This is a genomic window from Paeniglutamicibacter sp. NPDC012692, from assembly GCF_042901625.1.
Taxonomy (GTDB): Bacteria; Actinomycetota; Actinomycetes; order Actinomycetales; family Micrococcaceae; genus Paeniglutamicibacter.
Window position 1 is genome coordinate 176,275 of record NZ_JBIBDE010000004.1, and the last position, 19,039, is coordinate 195,313.

Below are 19,039 nucleotides of genomic sequence, written 5' to 3' on the forward strand. Positions count from 1 at the left end.
CCTCAGCACCAGGCCCCGAAAGGCACGATCATGGCCACCAGCAACTGGCAGAACGCCACCACCGAAATCCACACCGGTTACAGCCCCGCGGGCCCGCACCGACCCATGACCGTGCCGATCTACAACTCCGCGGCGTTTGAGTTCACCGACTACGCCACCGCCGCCGAGCTCTTCAAGCTGAAGAAGGCGGGCTTCACCTACTCGCGCACCGGCAACCCCACGGTCTCCGTGCTGGAGGCGCGCGCCGCGGCGCTGGAGGGCGGCATCGGCGCGCTGGCCACCGCCACGGGCCAGGCGGCCGTCGCCGTTTCCCTGCTGGCCCTGCTGCAGGGCCCCAACCACCTGGTGGCCTCCAACAAGCTCTACGGCGGCACCGTCGACCTGCTCACCGACACCTTCGCGGACTTCGGCGTGACCGTCACGTTCGTCGACCCGGAGGACCCCTCCAACTGGGCGGCGGCCATCACGGAGAAGACCCGCGGCTTCCTGCTCGAGTCCGTCTCCAACCCGCTGATCACCCTGGTGGACCTGCGCGCCATCGCCGACGTCGCCCACGCCGCGGGCATCCCGGTGGTCGTCGACAATACCCTGGCAACCCCCGCCGCCTACCGCCCCATCGAGTTCGGCGCCGACATCGTGGTCCACTCGGCCACCAAGGCGCTGGCCGGCCACGGATCGGTGCTTGGGGGACTGATCGTCGACGCCGGCACCTTCGATTTCTCCGATGCGACCCGCTGGCCGCAGATCGCCGCGCCCAAGGCCCGCTACTACGGGGACTCGCTGCTGGAACGCTACGGCGCCACCGCGTACCTGATGCTTGCACGCTCCAAGTTCCTGCACGACCTGGGCCCCACGCTCAGCGCGGCCTCCGCCTCGGCGATCCTCACGGGCATCGAGACGCTCTCGCTGCGCGTGGCCAAGGCGCAGGCCAACGTGCTGGACCTGGTGGCGGCGCTCAACGAGCACCCGGCCGTGGCCAGGGTCCACCACCCGTCGCTGCCCGGCCACCAGGACCACGAGCTGGCGCACCGGGACTTCCCGGCCGGCACCGGCTGCGTGTTCTCCTTCGACCTGCACGACGCCGCCGCCGTCCCGCAGGTCGTCGACTCGGTCGAGCTCTTTGCCCTGGCCGCCAACATCGGCGACGCACGGTCCCTGATCGTGCACCCCGCCGCCATGACCCACTGTCGGCTTTCCGGCGCCCAGCTTGCCGCCGCCGGGATCTCCGCCGGGACCCTGCGCGTCTCGGTGGGCCTGGAGGACTCGGCGGACCTGATCGCGGACCTGACCCGTGCGCTTGATGCGCTGACCCAAGAAACCACATCACCGACCCGCGTATCCGTCGGCGTCTAGGAAGGAACGACCATGAGCAACCCAGCAGGCACCCAGCATTCCTTCAACACCCACTCCTTCAACACGCTGGCCATCCACGCAGGCCAGGCACCGGACCCGCTGACCGGCGCGGTCATCCCGCCGATCTACCAGACCAGCACCTTTGTGCAGGACGGCATCAACGTCCTGCGCAGCGGCCACGAGTACTCCCGCGGCTCCAACCCGACCCGTGGCGGCTTCGAAACCCAGCTCACCGCCCTGGAAGCGGGCCACGCGGGCTTCGCCTTCGCCTCCGGCATCGCCGCCGAGGACGCGCTGCTGCGCGCGGTGCTGGAACCAGGGGACCACATCGTCCTCGGCGCCGACGGCTACGGCGGCACCAACCGGCTCATCAACCGCCTGCACGGCAAATGGGGGATCACCAACACCCCGGTGGACATCACCGACCTCGCGGCCGTGGCCGCCGCGGTGCAGCCCGGGAAGACCGCGCTGCTTTGGGTGGAAACCCCGTCGAACCCGCTGCTGGGCATCGCCGACGTTGCCGGCTGGGCACGGATCGCCCGCGAGGCCGGCGCGTTGCTGGTCGTGGACAACACCTTCGCCACCCCGTTCCTGCAGCAGCCGATCATCCTCGGCGCGGACGTCGTGGTGCACTCGACCACCAAGTACATCGGCGGGCACTCGGACGTGCTCGGCGGGGCGGTGATCGTGGCTGAGCGGATCTTCCGCGGCCAGTCGCTGGCCGAGGCCGTCGGGTTCCAGCAGTTCGCCGGGGGAGCCGTGGCCGGCCCGCAGGACTGTTTCCTTGCGGCCCGCGGGCTCAAGACCCTGGGGCTGCGCATGGAGCGCCACTGCTCGAACGCCGCCCGCATCGCCGATTGGCTGACCACCCGCGACGAGGTTTCCACGGTGCTGTACCCGGGGCTCGAATCGCACCCGGGGCACGAGCTGGCCAAGACCCAGTCCCGCGGATTCGGCGGCATCGTCTCGCTGCAATTCGCCGGCGGGGAGGCCGCAGCGCGCGCTTTCGCCGAGTCGACCGAGCTGTTCGCGCTCTCGGTGTCCCTGGGCGGCGTCGAGTCGCTGGTCTGCTACTCCTCGGAAATGACCCACGCCTCGGTGATCGGCACCCCGCTGGCTGTGCCCAAGAACCTGGTGCGGCTCAGCGTCGGCGTCGAACAGGTCGAGGACCTGATTGCCGACCTCGAACTCGGCCTGGCCGCCGCGCGCCGCGCCTCCCTGGTTGCGGCCACGGCCTGAGAAGGGATTCCCGGCCCACCGGCCGGGCCACAAGTTTGCGTTGGCCGTGCATGGGGTCTGAGGGGGCCGAAGGCCGGCCAACGCATCAACCGTGAAAGAGCCGCCGGGCTGCAACCCGGCGGCTCTTTGCGTTCCCGCGGCGCGAAGTGGACGATTGGGGCATGGACTTCGAATTGCGCATCATTGCCGACTGCCCGAACAGCGACCCGGCCGGCGAGCTGTATCGTCGCGCCCTGGAAGCCGAGGGGCTGGATGCGGGCGACCTGCGCATCCGGGAACTGGCCAGCGACGAGGAAGCCCGGGAACTGGCGTTCCACGGTTCCCCGACGTTCGTCGTCTCCGGCCGGGACCTGTTCGCCTCCGCGGCCGAGCCGGCCCTCAGCTGCCGGGTCTACCCGGCGCCGGAGGGATTCGCCGGGCTGCCGTCCCTCGAGGATTTGCGTGCGGCGCTGCGCGATGCCGGAGAAACCGGACCCGTGGCCCAGTAGCCCTGTGCGGGACAGTGCACCCGAGACATGGCAAGGGTGGCGCTTGCCGACGACGGTTCGTCGGCAAGCGCCACCCTCGTTTGTGCAGAAACAGGGGCCGTTTGGCCCTAGCTGGTGCGGGCCAGGTCGTTGGGGTAGCGGATCCCCAGCTGGTGGCGGATGCCGTCGAAGATGGCCATGGTGTTGACCGAGTGTTCCCACGGCATGGTGGGGGACTCGTTCAGGCCCTGCTGGATGCACCGCGTGGCCTCGCGGAACTGGTAGGTGTAGTTGTTGCCCACCGGTTCAAAGACCTCGGTGCGGCTGAGCCCCTTGGCCGGGTGGATGAACAACTTGGTGGGGTTGTGGAGTGGTGCGTTGGTGCTGAGCCAGCCGTTGCTGCAGGCCACCCGCGCCTCGCGCGGGGGAGTGGCGGTCAACGTGGTCATCAGCTGCGCGTGGCGCACGCCCGGGTAGGCGAGCGTGATGGCGTTCTGGATGTCGACGCCGTCCTCGTTGAGGTCGGCCGTTGCCTGCACCGACGTCGGGAACCCCATGGCGCCGATGGCCCAGGTGAGCGGGTAGATGGACATGTCCAGCAGTGCCCCGCCGCCGTCCGCCGGGTTGAAGAGGCGCCAGTTCGGATCGTATTCGGCCTTGAAGCCGAGGTCCGCCTGGACCCAGGAAACCTCGCCGAGTTCGCCGGATTCGAGGATCTCCAGGGCACGGGCAAAGACCGGGGTGAAGCGCGACCAGACGGCTTCCATCAGGAAGAGGTCGCGCTCGCGGGCCTCGGCGACCAGGGCGCGGGCCTCGTGCGCGTTGATGGTCAGCGACTTTTCGCAGACCACGTGCTTGCCCGACTTCAGGGCCGCCATGGCGATCTCGAAGTGCTGGCCGTGCGGGGTCGCGATGTAGACGGCCTCGACCTCCGGCTCGTCGAACATCGCCTGGTAGGAGCCGAACGCCCACTCGATGTCGTGTTCCTCGGCGAAGATGCGGGCGCGCTCCTCGCTGCGCGAGGACACCGCGATGACGTTCGCGTCACCGAGGGACTGCAGGTCCGCAATCACGTGGGAGACGATCCTGCCGGTGGAAACCACACCCCAGTTGAGGGTGCGGCCCGTGGCATGCACCGGTGAGGGTGCTCCGGGGTGTGCAGTGGGTGGTGCCTGAATGTAACTGGCCATCGCTTTGTACTCCCCTGTGGGTATCTACCGTGCCGCGTTGGCGTCACGGTGCTTGGCTGCCAGCACCAGATAGTGGGCAGCGTTTTCCTTCAGGCCCTCGACTTCTTCATCGGTCAGTTCACGCCTGACCTTGGCCGGTACCCCTGCAACCAGCGAACGCGGGGGAACGACGGTTCCCTCGAGCACCAGGGCGCCCGCCGCCACCAGGGAGTGCTCCCCGATGACCGACCCGTTCATGATGGTTGCGCTCATGCCGATCAGGCAGTCGTTTCCCACGGTGGCCCCGTGGACGACGGCCGAGTGGCCCACCGAAACGCGGTCCCCGATGGTGCAGGGAACGCCCGTGTCGGCATGCAGCACCACGTTGTCCTGCAGGTTGGTGCCTTCGCCGACCTTGATCGCGGCCGAGTCGCCGCGTACCGAAACGCCGTAGAAGGCACTGGCCTGCGGCCCCAGGGTGACGTCGCCGGACAGGGTCGCGGTCGGTGCCACGAAGCAGGTCTGGTCGACGGATGGGGTCTTGGAGTCAATGGTAATGATGTGAGCCATGGCACCACTCTAGCCTGTGCCCCTCGCCCGTTTCGGTAGCGTGACACGACGTGGCCCGAAGCGTTTTTCCGGACCCGAATTCCGGTCCGGGCGCGTGCCTCGCCGAAGGGGCCCGCGGCCGTCCCGGGGGATGGCCCGTGGGCAGGGTGCCCGGGCCTCCGGTGGCCACGGTCCGGGGCCACCGGATAGTCTTGGGGATCGGATCCGCGCCTTGGAGCGGCAGGAATTGAATCGGTGTCCGACGCCGAAGAACGGGAGCAGCTGGGACGATGTGGCCGCAGCACAAGGTTGAGGTTTACGAGCGTATGGTCGCCGAGTTGCGGTCCACGCTGGGGGAGCAGGCCCCGAACATTCCGCCGCGGATCCTGGCGGAGCTGGAGGGGATCATCCGGGCGGCCGTGCACACCATCGACAACGGCGCAGAGATCATCGCGATCGGGCTTCCGGAGCTCGAGCCCGAAGTGGCCGTCGAGCCCGCCCCCGCGATCACTGAACCCACCGCCGCGCCGGCGCCCGCGAAACCCGCCATCGACCTGTTCCGCCACGGCACCAAGGCCGAGGCCAACAGGCTGCAAAAGGCCAAGGAACTGGCCCGCTGGCTCTGGGACCGGAACATCGGCGGCGAGCAGGTCCTGGGGTTCACCAACAAGTGGCGCAACAAGATTGCCAGGGCCGCGGGCGTGAACCCGCCCTCGACCCTGGAGACCTGGACCGTCGCGGCCGAACTCATGGAACGCATGCAGCAGCTGGCCGATTCGGGAACCCAGCCCGGGGCCAGCGAGCGCCACCACCTGGACGAGCACGAGCAGTGGGCCACCGAAAGCTAGCCGGCGTTGCGCCCGTGCCGGTATGTTGCAGCACCTGGCCGTGAACCCGTCCGCTGGTGGCATGATGGTCCCATGAACGAAAACGAAGACCCCACGCTGCGTTCCGTTGAGCTGACCCGCACAGCAACCGGCCGCTACACGGTGCGCAACGGAGCGGGCGCAGAAATCGAGTTCGGCCAGGGCGAAGGGCTGCTGAGCCCGGTGGAGCTGCTGTTGGCGGCGATCGCCGGCTGCTCGTCGATCGACGTCGACACGGTGACCGCACGCAGCGCCGAGCCCACGGACTTCCGGGTGTCGGCAACCGGCCGCAAGGTGGTCGAGGACGGCGCCAGCCGGGTGGACGGGCTGCACCTGTCCTTCAACGTGGCCTTCCCCGACACGGAGGAGGGACGCAAGGCAGCCGGCATGGTCGAGCGTCTGGTCGACCTCTCGCATGAGAAGTACTGCACGGTGTCACGGACGGTGGAGCTCGGCACTCCCGTCTCGAACGAGGTCCACGTGGCGCTCGGCGACGCCGAGGGCTGACGGGGCCGCCGGACGAACTCCCGGCACCCTTATCGAGCGTCGGGCACCAGACCGGTGTCCGACGGCGGCTCAAGTCCCAATGCAGGCAAGTCTTTTTCGTTTGAGACGACTGCGCAGTCCAAAGTCGTCCGCATTGCGTTTGGTCCCGTAACGGGAAGGCTTGCCGGGAACCCCCAGATGACTGCCGAGTGCCACGCTCCGCAGTGGCCATGGATCAGACTCCATTCTCATTCAAGAAACGGTCTCCAACGAGACTGGCTGAGAGGGCTCCGCAGCCAGAAGACCACGGCAACCGCCGGCTTCTGGGAGTATGCACGCCTGCAAAGGCACAGAGAACTGGCCGGGAATCGCCAACGGCGATTCCCGGCCAGTTCCAGGTCCGCAAGATAGGGGTACCACCTATGTGGAACACCCATGCCACCTCGGGCTATTCGCCAGCGTCTCAACAACTGTTCACATAAGTCGCCGACCGGGAATATCCTGGCCGTGCCTACGCCGCCATCCGGTAGACCGTTGTTGCCCTGAGAAAAACGGTCGGCAGGGAGTCGATCTTCCGGACCTGAGATGGGTCACTGACTTCAATGCTGAGCGGGAGAAATCCCGGTTACCCCCTGCGCTTCGTAGATGGCGGTGGATACCTTGTCCCGGAGACGGACAAATTCGGGTGCGGATCTCAGCTCTGCACCAAGCGGGGAACCGTTCTCGTCACTGATGTTGATCGCCTCGTCGAGGATGATACGTCCTGGACGTGCGCTCATCACCAGTACCCGCGTCCCGAGGAAAATTGCCTCCTCGACACTGTGTGTAATGAAGAAGACGGTCTTCTTTCTTTTCCGCCAGATTTCCAGCAGTTCAACCTGCATGCGCTCACGTGTCAGCGCGTCCAGGGCTCCGAACGGCTCATCCATGAGGATGATCTCGGGGTCATTGGCGAGAACGCGAGCAATCTGGCAGCGTTGCTGCATGCCGCCGGAGAGCTCATAGGGTTTGCGGTCCATGAACTGCTCCAGCCCTACCATTTTCAGGTAGCGCTTCGCTTCGTCTTGGCGAACGGAGGCCGGAATCTTCCGGAGCTTTAACCCAAGTTCCACGTTCTTTCGGACGCTGAGCCATGGATACAGGTTTGGCTGTTGGAAGACGACGCCGCGATCCTGTCCGGGCCCCAAGACTTTCTCCCCGCCGATGGTGACAGTGCCCTGGGTAGGGGTTAGAAACCCTGCAAGCATGTCCATGAGGGTGCTCTTACCACAGCCGGACGGACCAACAATGCATACAAACTCGCCGGACTCGACAGTGATGGAGGTGTCCGAGACCGCATGCACCGTATCCCCGCTGTCGGTTGTGTATCGCTGGGAGATATTGTCGAGGACCACCCGGCGTCCGGCGGATACAGAGCCCGCAATGGGCCGGTCGTTCACCGCTGTCATTTGGTGCCTGCCTTGGAGATCGACGCGCCGTAGAGCCCGTCGGTATAGTCCTGTTCGTTGCCCACAGCCGAGATTTCACCTTCGCCGTGGAGGAACCCAGCTGTCTTGTGGAAGTCAGCTGCGAGCTTACCGCCGAAGTACTCGGCCCCGCTTTGCTCTTTCGCCGTCAAGTATTTGTACCCGGTGAACTGTTTTTCGACCTCTTCGGGGGCGATTCCCAACTCGACTGCCACGGAGACCGCGGCTGCCTTCGGATCCTCGTTGATAAGTTCCACAGCGTAGTTCTGGCTCTTGGTCCACACATCCATGAAGCCAGGATTTGCTGTGATGAAAGTAGTGGTGGCGCCCGCTGCGTCGAAAGTCGGGAACCCGGCCTCGGCAGTCTCGCCGCTGCCTGTTACGACGGTCCCTTCCTCCTTGAGCTGAGTCAGTGTCGGGTCCCAGACCCAGGCGGCGTCAACCTCTCCGCTTTGCCATGCGCCGATCACCTTGTCGGGCGACAAATTGATGACTTTGACATCTTTGGCGGCGTCCAGTCCGGCTTCCCTCAGGGCGTTGAGCAGACTGTAGTGGGCTGTGGAGCTAAAGGGAACGGCGATCGTCCGGCCTTTTAGATCCGCAATTGATTTGACGGAGGTGTCCTTGGCGATGAGGGACTCTGCGGCTCCAATGACGTCATGGAGCCAAACCACCTTCATATCGATGTTCAATGGAGCCGAGAGTGCCTTCGTAGCGGGGCTGGAGCCGATCAGCCCCAAGTCCGCGGAGTTGGAACCGAAAGCCTGCACCACGTCTCCGCCCGAGTCATACTTGCTCCACGTAATTTTCGCATTGGGCATGCATGCTTCGAGAAGGCCCTGGTCCTTGACGATCAGATCCCCGTTTGGAATGTGCTGATAGGCAATGCGTGCTGTGGCAGTAATGGATTCATCGGGTGCAAACGGGCAGGTTGAGGTTTCGGTGGTGCGCTCCGACGCGCTGGCGCAGCCGGACAGGGTCATGGCCAGTAGGGCGACAACGGCGGCGGCGCTACGTGATCCGGAAGGAAGCTTCGTCATGATGAATCTTTCTTTTGAGGTGCGGATGGTTCGAGTACGGAATGGGACGGTCATGCCTTGCCATGCCACGGAACGAGGACGCGCCCGAGGTTCTTGATGAGGGCGTCCAGCGCGATGGCAGAGATGCCGATGACGATGATGCACGCGATGGTCAGAGGTGTCTGAAGCTGGGTGCCGGAAATATAGGCCAGACCGCCGATGCCGGGGATGCCGTTGTTTAGCTCGGCTGCCACTACGGTGGTCCACGCAAAGCCGACGGCGATACGGATGCCGCTGAATATTTCCGACAGGCTGGAAGGGAGGATGACGTTTGTCATGACTTGCCACCGGGATGCGCCGAGAGACTGGGCTGCGTGAATCCGGGCCTGCCGGATTCCGCCCACCCCGGAAATGGTGGCCATCGCAATCGGCGGGAACGCGGCGAGGAACAACAGCCAGATTTTCGAAACGTCTCCAATGCCGAACCAGACGATCAGCAGGCCGATGTAGCCCAATGGCGGCAGCGAGCGAAGGAAGTTCAGATACGGCTCAATGACCGTGTTGATTGGCTTTATCGTGCCCATGATGAAGCCCAGGATCACCCCAAACGCTATGGCCATGCCCACGCCGGCGCCGATCCGCTGCAGGCTGGCGATCAAATGCTCCCACATGAAGTAGTTCTGCTCGCCGCAGACGAGGCGGTCGACTCCAGCGGCTACGGGATGACACGAGTTCGCCTGGACGGCGGCATTCCAGACGGCCCCGGGTGAAGGCAGGAACAATGGTTTTACCAGGCCCGCGGCCGTTACGCCCCACCACAGCAGCAGGAAGGCTGCAAAGACCGCGAGGCGGATTGCCGTCTGTCGCCTCCGTGCGGTCCGTGCATGATTCTTCGACTTCTTGCCGGAGGTGGAAATGTGCTGCTGATTTTCGGATGCGGTGATAGTGGCGGTGGCCATGGGAACCCTTCCAAGTCTGACGTCTCGAGCGGCACAACAGCAGTGGAAGAGATCTCCACACCGCATCGAATGTGAACAAGCTCACGTTTCGGTGGTTTGGATAAACGTAGCCAGTGCTTGGAAGCGTTCCTAGACCCAGATTGCAGGCAAAAAAAGGGGTCCAGCCCGCTGGCCGCGATTAGCACTACAAGTGCTAGCTGCACAGGCGGAAGACCTGAAAGCGGTATGGGGCAAGAGCTCTCACGGCTCCTTGGGTTCTGTTTTTGGCCGAGTGCGAGGAAGCCTGCACTCGCCAGGCGGTCGGTGCGTTCCTGCGCGGGCAGGGACTATATTCCTTGCGGATGAACGAGCGGCGCAAACTGCGCGATGCAAGGGTATTGGCCGGCAAGAACCCCGGAGAATCCATCGGGAGACTCGCTGCTGAGCAGGCCTAGATCGCACGGTTGCGCCGTCGGCTGGAGGTGAGCGGGAGCCGGTTGGAACGATCCGAGGCAGCCCTTGGTGTGATGGGGAAACTGCACGAGCTCTTGGAGTCCCTCTCCGAGAACACGAACGACGATCCGAAGCCAGGGAAGCGCCGATGAACCACCTACCGGCTGTTGATTGGCTCGGGAGGTACTGGTCCGGCGGGCCGTTGCCTTGCTCGGGCTCTCGCGCACCATGATCTACCGCAACGAACCCGAGCGCTTGCATTCGATGCCTGGGGCACTGGCGCGGGAGCCTTTGCAACGACACTGGAGAAGGGGCCACCCAATGGATGGCCCCTTACGGGAAAACGGCATGCACCCTATAAGCGCGACCGCGGTACTAGGAGAACACCACGGTGCGGTGGCCGTCGAGCATCACGCGGCGCTCGGCGTGCCAGCCCACCGCGCGGGTGAGCGTGCGGCCCTCGACGTTGCGTCCCATGGCCACGAACTGGTTGGCGGTGCGCGCGTGGTCCACGCGGATGACCTCCTGCTCGATGATCGGCCCCTCGTCCAGGTCCGCCGTCACGTAGTGCGCGGTGGCGCCGATGAGCTTCACGCCGCGGGCGTGGGCCTGGTGGTACGGCTTGGCGCCCTTGAACGAGGGCAGGAACGAGTGGTGGATGTTGATGGCCTTGCCGTTGAGCGCGCGGCAGAGGTCGTCGGAAAGGATCTGCATGTAGCGGGCCAGCACCACCAGCTCGATCCCGTGCTTGGCGACGAGTTCGAGCAGCCGCGCCTCGGCGTCGGCCTTGGTGGCCGCGGTGACCGGGATGTGCACGAACTCGATGCCGTAGAAGTCGGCCATGGGCTTGAGGTCCAGGTGGTTGGAGACGATCACCGGTACCTCGATCGGCAGCGTCCCGGCGCGCTGCGCGAAGAGCATGTCGTTCAGGGCATGGCCCTCGGTGGAGCACATGATCAGGGTGCGCAGCGGCGCGCCCTCGGCGCTGATGTCCAGGTTCATGGAGAACGCGGCCTCGATGGGTTCCAGCGCCGCGCGCAGGCTGGCGACGGGCTGCTCGGTGGCCACCGCGATGCGCATGAAGAAGTTGTGTGTTTCCGGGCTTTCGAACTGCTGCGACTCGGTGATGTTGCAACCGGCCTGCAGCAGGGCGCCCGACACTGCGTGGACGATGCCCGGGCGGTCGGGGCAGGACAGGGACACGATGAATTCGTTGGTGCTCACCTCGAAGAGGTTACCCCCGCCGTCGGGCCCGACGCAGCATGTGAAGCCTGTGTTGCGGGTCGCGGCGGGGTCCCGGGGCTAGAGCGCCGCCACCGGCCGGCGTTCGGCAAGTACGGGTTCGGCCAGCAGGCGCGCGGCACCCACCGCGGCGGCCCGCCCGGCGCGGGTCGCCCCGATCGTGGAGGCGGAGGCCCCGTAGCCGACCAGGAACAAACCCGGCACCTTCACCACCGACACGGAGTCGTCGCCCATGAGGATGCCCCCGCCCGGTTCGCGCAGTCCCAGCGGGGCCAGGTGGTCGAGCGAGGCGCGGAACCCGGTGGCCCAGAGGACCACGTCGATCTCCTCTTCGCTGCCGTCGGCGAAACGCACCGAGCGCTCGCCGAATCCGGCGATGCCGCCGCGCGAAACCAGCACGCCGGATTCGACGCCGGCGGTGTAGAAATCGGTCAGCGGCAGGCCGGTCACCGAGACCACGCTGCGCGGCGGCAACCCGGAACGGGTGCGGTCGTTGACCTCGGCCTCCACCTCGATGCCCCAGGACTTGTCCTTCGGCGCCGTCCTCCACTGCGGGTCGCGGCGCGTGGACCACAGCGTGTCGATGCCCAGGTCCGCGAGCTGCAGCAGGAACTGGGCGGCGCTGGTACCGCCGCCGACCACCAGCACTCGCCGGCCCAGGAACTCCTCGGGGGCGACGAAGTCCCGGGTGTGCAGCTGCCAGCCGGCGAATTCGCGCTGGCCGGGGTAGGAAGGCCAGTGGGGCTTGTCCCAGGTGCCCGTCGCGTTGATCAGGCTCCGGGCCGTGAGGCTCCGCCCGTCGGCCGCAGTGACGGTGAACCCGTCCCCGATCGACCCCGTGACCTTTTTCACCTTGAACGGCCGGATGACGGGGATGTCGAAGTGGTCCTCGTAGCTTCCGTAGTAGCGGGCGACCACCGCGGAGGCGGGCTCCTTCGGGTCGGGTGTGTCGAACGCCATTCCGGGCAGGGGGTGCAGGCCGTGGGCGCGGTCGAAGGTCAGCGTGTCCCAGCGGTGGCGCCAGGCCCCGCCGGGGCCGTCGTTGGAATCGAGCACCACGAAGTCCTCGAAGGGCCTCAATCCCTTGCGGAGCAGGTGGTGGGCCGCCGAGAGCCCGGCCTGCCCGGCCCCGATGACGATGGTGTCCAACACCGCGTTCGATTCCTCCACGTTTGCTGCGCTCCCGACCATGTCTGTTGAAGTTTCAACTGTCATGGGGTGTAACAGTCTCCACCACCGCGCTATTCCGACTAGGATTGGAACCGTCGCAACTGGCGTTAGGTGGGGTGAACCACCGGGGAGCGGCACATGAGCTGACCACGGACCGCGCGCCTGGGCCCGGGGGTTGAATTATTCGCAAGTAGAAGTCTGCCCGAAAACCAACCCTCACCCCGATGGAGTTCATCATGAGCAACAACACCGTGACCAACCAGTCCCTGGCCGAGGTCGACCCGGAAATCGCCGAGGTCCTGAAGCTTGAGCTGGGTCGCCAGCGCGACACCCTGGAAATGATCGCCTCCGAGAACTTCGCGCCCCGCGCCGTGCTCGAGGCCCAGGGCTCCGTGCTCACCAACAAGTACGCCGAAGGCTACCCGGGCCGCCGCTACTACGGCGGCTGCGAGCACGTCGACGTGGCGGAGAACCTGGCCATCGAGCGCGTCAAGTCCCTCTTCGGCGCCAAGTTCGCCAACGTCCAGCCGCACTCCGGCGCCTCGGCCAACGCCGCCGCCCTTTCCGCGCTGATCCAGCCGGGCGACAAGATCCTGGGCCTCTCGCTGGCCCACGGCGGACACCTCACCCACGGCATGAAGCTGAACTTCTCCGGCAAGCTCTACAAGGTCGCCGCCTACGAGGTCGAGCCGGACACCTTCCGCGTCGACATGGACAAGCTGCGCGCCCAGGCCATCGCCGAGCAGCCGCAGGTCATCATCGCCGGCTGGTCGGCCTACCCGCGCCAGCTGGACTTCGCGGAGTTCCGCTCCATCGCCGACGAGGTCGGCGCCAAGCTCTGGGTCGACATGGCCCACTTCGCCGGACTGGTCGCGGCCGGCCTGCACCCGAACCCGGTTCCGTACGCCGACGTCGTCACCTCCACGGTCCACAAGACCCTGGCCGGCCCGCGCTCCGGACTGATCCTGACCAACGACGCCGACCTGGCCAAGAAGATCAACTCGAACGTCTTCCCGGGCCACCAGGGCGGGCCGCTGATGCACGCCATCGCCGGCAAGGCCGTAGCCTTCAAGATCGCCGCCGGCGAGGAATTCAAGCAGCGCCAGGTCATGACCCTCGAGGGTGCCAAGATCCTGGCCGAGCGCCTCACCGCCGAGGACGTCACCGCCGCGGGTGTCTCCGTGCTGACCGGCGGCACCGATGTGCACCTGGTCCTCGTGGACCTGCGCAACTCGGAGCTCGACGGCCAGCAGGCCGAGGACCTCCTGCACGAAATCGGCATCACCGTGAACCGCAACTCCGTGCCGTTCGATCCGCGCCCGCCGATGGTCACCTCCGGCCTGCGCATCGGCACCCCGGCGCTGGCCACCCGCGGCTTCGACGCCGCGGCCTTCACCGAGGTCGCCGACATCATCGGCATCGCCCTGCGCGACGGCCAGAACGCGGACAAGGCCGCCCTGGCCGCCCGCGTCGAGACCCTGACCGCGGCCTTCCCGCTGTACCCGGGCCTTGAAGACTGGCACGCCTAACCCCAAGACCCATGCCCTCCACGGGGCATTGACCGCATCAAGGTGAATGGGATGCGGCGCACGGCCCGCGATCCGGGCCGGCGCCGCTTCCCGTGAACACGCAACATTTTTGAAACGGAGCACCTCCTTATGACCGCACAGATCCTCGACGGCAAGGCCACCGCCGCGGCCATCAAAGCCGAACTCACCGAACGCGTCGCGGTGCTGAAGACCAAGGGCATCACCCCCGGCCTTGGCACCATCCTCGTCGGCTCCGACCCCGGATCCACCTGGTACGTCGGCGGCAAGCACAAGGACTGCGCCGAGGTCGGCATCCAGTCGATCCGCGTCGACCTGCCGGAGGACACCACGCAGGAAGACCTGCTGGCCAAGGTCCGCGAACTGAACGAGAACCCGGAATGCACCGGCTACATCGTCCAGCTGCCGCTGCCCAAGCACATCGACCAGGACGTCGTCCTCGAGGCCATGGACCCGGCCAAGGACGCCGACGGCCTGCACCCGATGAACCTGGGCCGTCTGGTCGCCAACGTGAACCGCCCGATGACCTCCCCGCTGCCCTGCACCCCCAAGGGCTGCGTCGTGCTCCTGGAGCGCCACGGCATCGACCTCAACGGCAAGCGCGTGCTCGTCGTCGGCCGCGGCGTGACCATTGGCCGCCCGATCGGGCTGCTGCTCACCCGCCGCGACATCAACGCCACCGTGGTCCTGGCGCACACCGGCACCAAGGACCTGGCAGCCGAGCTGGCCACCGCGGACGTGGTCATCGCCGCGGCAGGTTCCGCGCACATGATCAAGGCAAAGGACCTGAAGCCGGGCGCGATCGTGCTCGACGTGGGCGTCTCGCGCGTCAACGACGAGAACGGCAAGGCAGTTGTGACCGGCGACGTGGAGCCCGCGGCCTACGAGGTCGCCTCGTGGATCTCCCCGAACCCGGGCGGCGTGGGCCCGATGACCCGCGCCATGCTGCTGGCAAACGTGGTCGAGTCCGCCGAGCGCGCAGCCGGCCTGTAACACCCCGTTTCACGCCCGCGGGCGGTCACGCTTCGCCGAAGCCTTGCCCAAGGATTCGGCGGAAGCCGTGGCCGCCCGTTTGCGTTGCCGGAGCCTTTGTCTCCGTGTACTCCCGGTGGAGTAGGAGGGACTACGACCGGTGCCCGATGATGCCATGCGGCGCTCGGGCGTATTCTCGAAGCATGACCACCCGCCGCCGCCCGCCACTCGCCGTCCTGAGTGTGTTTGTGGCATCGGTGCAGGTGGTCGGCACATTCTTTGCCGCACACCGTTTCGGGACCGCCCTGGGCTGGCAGGCCGTCGCCCTGTTGCTCGCGGGCCCCGCCTTGCTGCTGTTGCGCCGCAAGGCCCCCGGCCCCATGGTGGCGGGCATCGGGGGAGTGACGGCGCTGTACGTGATTGCCGGGTTCCCCTGGGGCCCGTTCCCGTTCTCCCTGGCGGTCGGGCTGGTCCTGGCCGTCGCCGCGGGGAAACGCTGGTGGGCCTGGGGGACGGGCGCCGGGATCGCGCTGCTGTTCTTCGTGCTGGCGACCCGGCAGGAGCTCACGACCCGGGCGTGGTTCGTCATCATCTGGCTGGTTGTCGTCCTGCTGGTCGGCGAGCTTGCGCGCATGGCCAAGGACCGCCGCATCGAATTCCGGCGCGCCGCCGAGGAACACGCCAAGCACCGCCGGGACGAGGAACGGCTGGTCCTGGCCCGCGACATCCACGACGTGGTGGCCCATTCGCTGTCGATGATCAACGTCCAGGCCTCCGTCGCCCTGCACCTCTCGCGGAAGGACGGCGACCCGGCGACCCTCGTGGAGGCCATGGAAAACATCAAGGCGGGATCCAAGGAGGCGCTGGACGAGGTTCGCGAGGTGCTTGCGGTGCTGCGGCAGGATGCCCCGCGCGTGCCCAGCCAGCGTCTCGAGCAGCTCGCCGACCTGGTGCAACGGGTGCGCGGCGCGAACCTGGAGATCGGCTTCCAACCGCCGAGGTTGCCGCCGCCGACCTGGGTCGACGAGCGCGTCGAAAACACCGTTTACCGGGTGGTCCAGGAGTCCCTGACGAACGCGGTACGTCATGCCAAGGCCGGTCGAGTAGATGTGCTTGTCGAACTTACGGAGCAAGGCGCACATATCACCGTCCAGGACGACGGGATCGGCATGGGTGCAAGCGACGAGGGCAACGGACTCGGCGGCATGCGCGAGAGGGTCGGTTCCCGGGGCGGCATCATGGAAATCACAACCGCCAGTGCCCCCACAGGTCGCCCGGGGCGGCCGGGAACCAGGATCAACGCGTGGATTCCCGCGCCACCGCAGGAACCGGAACCCATGGAACGGGGAAAACCATGATCGGCATTCTCATCGTCGATGACCAGTCCCTCATCAGGGCCGGATTTTCGGCACTTCTGGACGCCGAGGACGACATGCGCGTGCTGGGGCAGGCCTCGAACGGCGTCCAGGCCGTTGCCCAGGCCCGGGCCTTGAAGCCCGACATCGTGCTCATGGACATCCGCATGCCGCAAGGTGACGGGATCACCGCGGCCGAGGCCATCACTGCCGACGAAAACCTCGCGCACACGCGCGTCATCATGCTCACGACCTTTGAGCTCGACGACTACATCCTGGCGTCCATCCGGGCCGGGGCCTCGGGCTTCCTGGTGAAGGACACGGAGCCGGAGGAACTCATCGCGGCGGTGCGCATTGTTGCGGCGGGAGAATCGTTGCTGTCGCCCTCGGTGACCCGCAAGCTGCTGGCCCAGGTCGCGGCCACCAAGCCGTTACGGACGCCGCAACAGCCCGCGGCCCTGGAGTCGCTGACCGAGCGGGAACGCGAAGTCCTGCTGCTCATCGGCTCCGGCAGGAGCAACGCAGAGATCGCCGAACAGCTTTTCATCACCCCGCTGACGGCCAAGACCCACGTCTCGCGCATCATCGGGAAAATGGGCGTCCGCGATCGAACCGGACTCGTGGTCATCGCCTACGAGAGCGGGCTGATCACGCCCGGTGCATCGCCCGCCTCGCAGGAGCACCGAGGAACCCGCGGCTAATCCCGGTGCCTTCCTCCGCTGCACCAGATGGAGTACGAGCGGCAACCCCAGGTGACTCCACCGGGCCGATGTGGGGACGGGTGCTCAAGGAAGAGAGTGGATACGTGAGGCGAAGGGCCTCGAAACCCGATATCCACGCTTTGAGGAGCAACCCATCATGACAACGATGATCATTCCCGCCCTGGCAGCAATGCCGACCCATCCCTGGGGACCGGGCTACGGTCCGGGGTGGTTCATCCTGATCCCGATCTTCTGGATCCTGCTCATCGGATTCTTCATCTTCTTCAGCCGCCGCATGTACTGGCGCCACCGGATCCAGGGCGATCCCATGAGCGCCGAAGGAGTGCTTCGCGAGCGCTATGCACGAGGCGAAATCGATGAAACCGAATACCGTCAGCGGCTGGAAGTGCTGCGGTCTGGCAAGAAGTAGCGGGCTTGTTTAGGTGTGGGTCCCGGGTTGTTCCTTTCGATCCCGCAACCCGGAGGCCGCACACGTCCGAAATGAAAAATTTCGGCATAATATTCCAAGTGTGGCATATGTCGAATTGGCGACCGACCGGGAAAAATGACGATAAATAGTGGTCAGAGCCTGTTTTTATGCGGAACAGCGCAGGACCCATGCCTGGAGCAGAATTCGGGAAACTAGTGTCATTGTGCAACGATCAGGTGCTACACATGCGTTGCCCGTATGCTCAGAGTTATAGGAACCGAGACATTCAGTTCTTTCGACTGAATTGTCGCCCTCCTCGCTCCCGGGAGTGAACCTTGAGCAGTATGAGTTCCACACTTTCCCCTTCGGTTCCAGAGCAGCGCAGCACGCGCGGAAACGCCGGCTCCAACAACTACCGCCACCTGAAAGTTCGTGTGCGCGACGCGGGTCTGTTGGGGCGCCGCAAGGGGCATTACCTGGGAACGGCCATCGTCTTGTTGGCCCTGCTCGGTGGCGCGGTTACGGGATTCGTCCTGTTGGGGGATAGCTGGTTCCAGCTGTTGATCGCCGCGGCGGTCGGCATCCTGCTGACGCAGTTTGCGTTCCTGACCCACGAGGCCTCGCACCGCCAGATCCTGACTTCGGGTCCGGCAAACGACAGGATCGGCCGCTTCCTGGCCAACATCGTGGTCGGCATCAGCTACCAGTGGTGGATGAACAAGCACAGCAAGCACCACGCCATGCCCAACACCATCGGCAAGGACCCGGACATCGAATGGGACACGATCTCATTCCAGACCGAGGACGCGCAGAGGCAAAAGGGACTCCTCAAGTGGATCACCGAACGCCAAGGTTACCTGTTCTTCCCGCTGCTGACTCTTGAGGGCATCAACCTGCATTTCCGCTCGATGATGTACCTGTTCACCGGCGACAAGGTGAAGGGCCGCGGCAAGGAAATCACCTCGATTGCGATCCGCCTCAGCGTCTACGTGGCGGTCCTCTTCATCTTCCTGGAACCAGGCATTGCTGCCGCCTTCCTCGGCGTTCAGCTGGCAGTCTTTGGTGTCTATATGGGTGCTTCGTTTGCCCCCAACCACAAGGGCATGCCGATGATTCCCAAGGAATCACGCATCGACTTCTTCTCCCGCCAGGTGCTCACCAGCCGCAATGTCATGGCCCGCAGCGCCTTCGGAAACCGGATCCTGTCGCATGTCTTCGGCGGCCTCAACTACCAGGTTGAGCACCACCTCTTCCCGTCCATGCCCCGCGCCAACCTGGCTCCGGTCGCCAAGATCGTGCGCGACTACTGCCACGAGCTCAAGGTGCCCTACACGGTCACCTCGGTCACCCAGTCCTACGCCCAGGTCATTACGTACCTGAACAAGGTCGGGCTCTCCGCGCGGGATCCGTTTGACTGCCCAATGGTCAGCGAATACCGCCCCCACTAAGCTCCAGGGTCATTGGGGGCCGCACGTCGAACGACGTTGGCCCCCTTGCCTCACCTCACGTTGCCTCCGGCGCCACTTCCATGGCTCCGGAGGCAACGTGCTTAACCGGGTGTTCAGGGTTGGCGCGAGTTCTGTGGCCCAGAAACCCGACTTAATAGTGATGAGAGAC

General features: G+C 65.7%; 18 protein-coding genes. 11 read left to right on the top strand and 7 right to left on the bottom strand.

The window, feature by feature from the left end:
• The first annotated feature begins 30 nt into the window (after positions 1 to 30).
• The 3 genes from ACFY5D_RS15205 (at position 31) to ACFY5D_RS15215 (ending at position 3,080) form a co-directional block, all read left to right on the top strand.
• The gene (locus tag ACFY5D_RS15205) at positions 31 to 1,353 is read left to right on the top strand and encodes an O-acetylhomoserine aminocarboxypropyltransferase/cysteine synthase family protein (protein ID WP_387531496.1); all 1,323 of its coding nucleotides are present in this window, start codon (positions 31 to 33) and stop codon (positions 1,351 to 1,353) included.
• Positions 1,354 to 1,365: 12 nt separating this feature from the next.
• Positions 1,366 to 2,592: a cystathionine gamma-synthase gene (locus ACFY5D_RS15210; protein ID WP_387531499.1), complete on the top strand. Its 1,227-nt coding sequence runs from the start codon at positions 1,366 to 1,368 to the stop codon at positions 2,590 to 2,592.
• Positions 2,593 to 2,753: 161 nt separating this feature from the next.
• The gene (locus ACFY5D_RS15215; RefSeq protein ID WP_387531502.1) at positions 2,754 to 3,080 is read left to right on the top strand and encodes a hypothetical protein; all 327 of its coding nucleotides are present in this window, start codon (positions 2,754 to 2,756) and stop codon (positions 3,078 to 3,080) included.
• A gap of 107 nt (positions 3,081 to 3,187) precedes the next feature.
• Here the strand turns inward: ACFY5D_RS15215 and ACFY5D_RS15220 are convergent, their stop codons facing one another.
• Together ACFY5D_RS15220 and ACFY5D_RS15225 are read right to left on the bottom strand one after the other, a co-directional pair.
• Positions 3,188 to 4,249, bottom strand: a complete 1,062-nt coding sequence (locus ACFY5D_RS15220; protein WP_387531505.1) for a Gfo/Idh/MocA family protein — start codon at positions 4,247 to 4,249, stop codon at positions 3,188 to 3,190.
• A 24-nt stretch (positions 4,250 to 4,273) separates the two neighbouring features.
• Complete coding sequence (locus ACFY5D_RS15225; protein ID WP_387531508.1) at positions 4,274 to 4,798, bottom strand: gamma carbonic anhydrase family protein; 525 nt, start codon at positions 4,796 to 4,798, stop codon at positions 4,274 to 4,276.
• A 269-nt stretch (positions 4,799 to 5,067) separates the two neighbouring features.
• Here ACFY5D_RS15225 and ACFY5D_RS15230 point away from each other — a divergent pair, with 269 nt between their 5' ends.
• A complete protein-coding gene (locus tag ACFY5D_RS15230) occupies positions 5,068 to 5,625 on the top strand; it encodes a hypothetical protein (RefSeq protein ID WP_387531511.1) in 558 nt (185 codons plus the stop codon).
• Positions 5,626 to 5,697: 72 nt separating this feature from the next.
• On the top strand, positions 5,698 to 6,150 hold the full coding sequence (locus tag ACFY5D_RS15235; RefSeq protein ID WP_387531514.1) for an OsmC family protein: 453 nt from the start codon (positions 5,698 to 5,700) through the stop codon (positions 6,148 to 6,150).
• 578 nt (positions 6,151 to 6,728) lie between these two features.
• Here ACFY5D_RS15235 and ACFY5D_RS15240 read toward each other — a convergent pair.
• The 5 genes from ACFY5D_RS15240 to ACFY5D_RS15260 form a co-directional block, all read right to left on the bottom strand.
• Positions 6,729 to 7,577 carry an ABC transporter ATP-binding protein gene (locus tag ACFY5D_RS15240; protein ID WP_387531516.1) on the bottom strand — a complete coding sequence of 283 codons (849 nt, stop codon included), beginning with the start codon at positions 7,575 to 7,577 and terminating at the stop codon, positions 6,729 to 6,731.
• A complete protein-coding gene (locus ACFY5D_RS15245; RefSeq protein WP_387531519.1) occupies positions 7,574 to 8,635 on the bottom strand; it encodes an ABC transporter substrate-binding protein in 1,062 nt (353 codons plus the stop codon). Before ACFY5D_RS15245 ends, ACFY5D_RS15240 begins: the two co-directional genes overlap by 4 nt.
• Before the next feature lie 50 nt (positions 8,636 to 8,685).
• Positions 8,686 to 9,573 carry an ABC transporter permease gene (locus ACFY5D_RS15250; protein WP_387531521.1) on the bottom strand — a complete coding sequence of 296 codons (888 nt, stop codon included), beginning with the start codon at positions 9,571 to 9,573 and terminating at the stop codon, positions 8,686 to 8,688.
• An 807-nt stretch (positions 9,574 to 10,380) separates the two neighbouring features.
• Positions 10,381 to 11,229: a formyltetrahydrofolate deformylase gene (gene purU / locus ACFY5D_RS15255; protein WP_387531524.1), complete on the bottom strand. Its 849-nt coding sequence runs from the start codon at positions 11,227 to 11,229 to the stop codon at positions 10,381 to 10,383.
• A 78-nt stretch (positions 11,230 to 11,307) separates the two neighbouring features.
• On the bottom strand, positions 11,308 to 12,462 hold the full coding sequence (locus tag ACFY5D_RS15260; RefSeq protein ID WP_387531527.1) for a flavin-containing monooxygenase: 1,155 nt from the start codon (positions 12,460 to 12,462) through the stop codon (positions 11,308 to 11,310).
• Positions 12,463 to 12,653: 191 nt separating this feature from the next.
• Between ACFY5D_RS15260 and glyA the strand changes: the two genes are divergently transcribed.
• The 6 genes from glyA to ACFY5D_RS15290 all read left to right on the top strand — a co-directional run bounded on the left by glyA (position 12,654) and on the right by ACFY5D_RS15290 (position 18,870).
• A complete protein-coding gene (gene glyA, locus ACFY5D_RS15265) occupies positions 12,654 to 13,946 on the top strand; it encodes a serine hydroxymethyltransferase (protein WP_387531528.1) in 1,293 nt (430 codons plus the stop codon).
• Between the two features lie 129 nt (positions 13,947 to 14,075).
• Positions 14,076 to 14,957 (top strand): bifunctional methylenetetrahydrofolate dehydrogenase/methenyltetrahydrofolate cyclohydrolase, encoded by an 882-nt coding sequence (locus tag ACFY5D_RS15270; RefSeq protein WP_387531531.1) that lies wholly within the window; start codon positions 14,076 to 14,078, stop codon positions 14,955 to 14,957.
• 182 nt (positions 14,958 to 15,139) lie between these two features.
• Positions 15,140 to 16,294: a sensor histidine kinase gene (locus ACFY5D_RS15275; protein ID WP_387531534.1), complete on the top strand. Its 1,155-nt coding sequence runs from the start codon at positions 15,140 to 15,142 to the stop codon at positions 16,292 to 16,294.
• Entirely contained in the window at positions 16,291 to 16,992 is a 702-nt protein-coding gene (locus ACFY5D_RS15280; RefSeq protein WP_387531537.1) for a response regulator, read from the top strand. The genes ACFY5D_RS15275 and ACFY5D_RS15280 overlap by 4 nt, the downstream gene beginning before the upstream one ends.
• Before the next feature lie 157 nt (positions 16,993 to 17,149).
• The gene (locus tag ACFY5D_RS15285) at positions 17,150 to 17,422 is read left to right on the top strand and encodes an SHOCT domain-containing protein (protein ID WP_387531540.1); all 273 of its coding nucleotides are present in this window, start codon (positions 17,150 to 17,152) and stop codon (positions 17,420 to 17,422) included.
• A 344-nt stretch (positions 17,423 to 17,766) separates the two neighbouring features.
• Positions 17,767 to 18,870: a fatty acid desaturase family protein gene (locus ACFY5D_RS15290; protein ID WP_387531543.1), complete on the top strand. Its 1,104-nt coding sequence runs from the start codon at positions 17,767 to 17,769 to the stop codon at positions 18,868 to 18,870.
• The last annotated feature ends 169 nt before the right edge of the window (positions 18,871 to 19,039 follow it).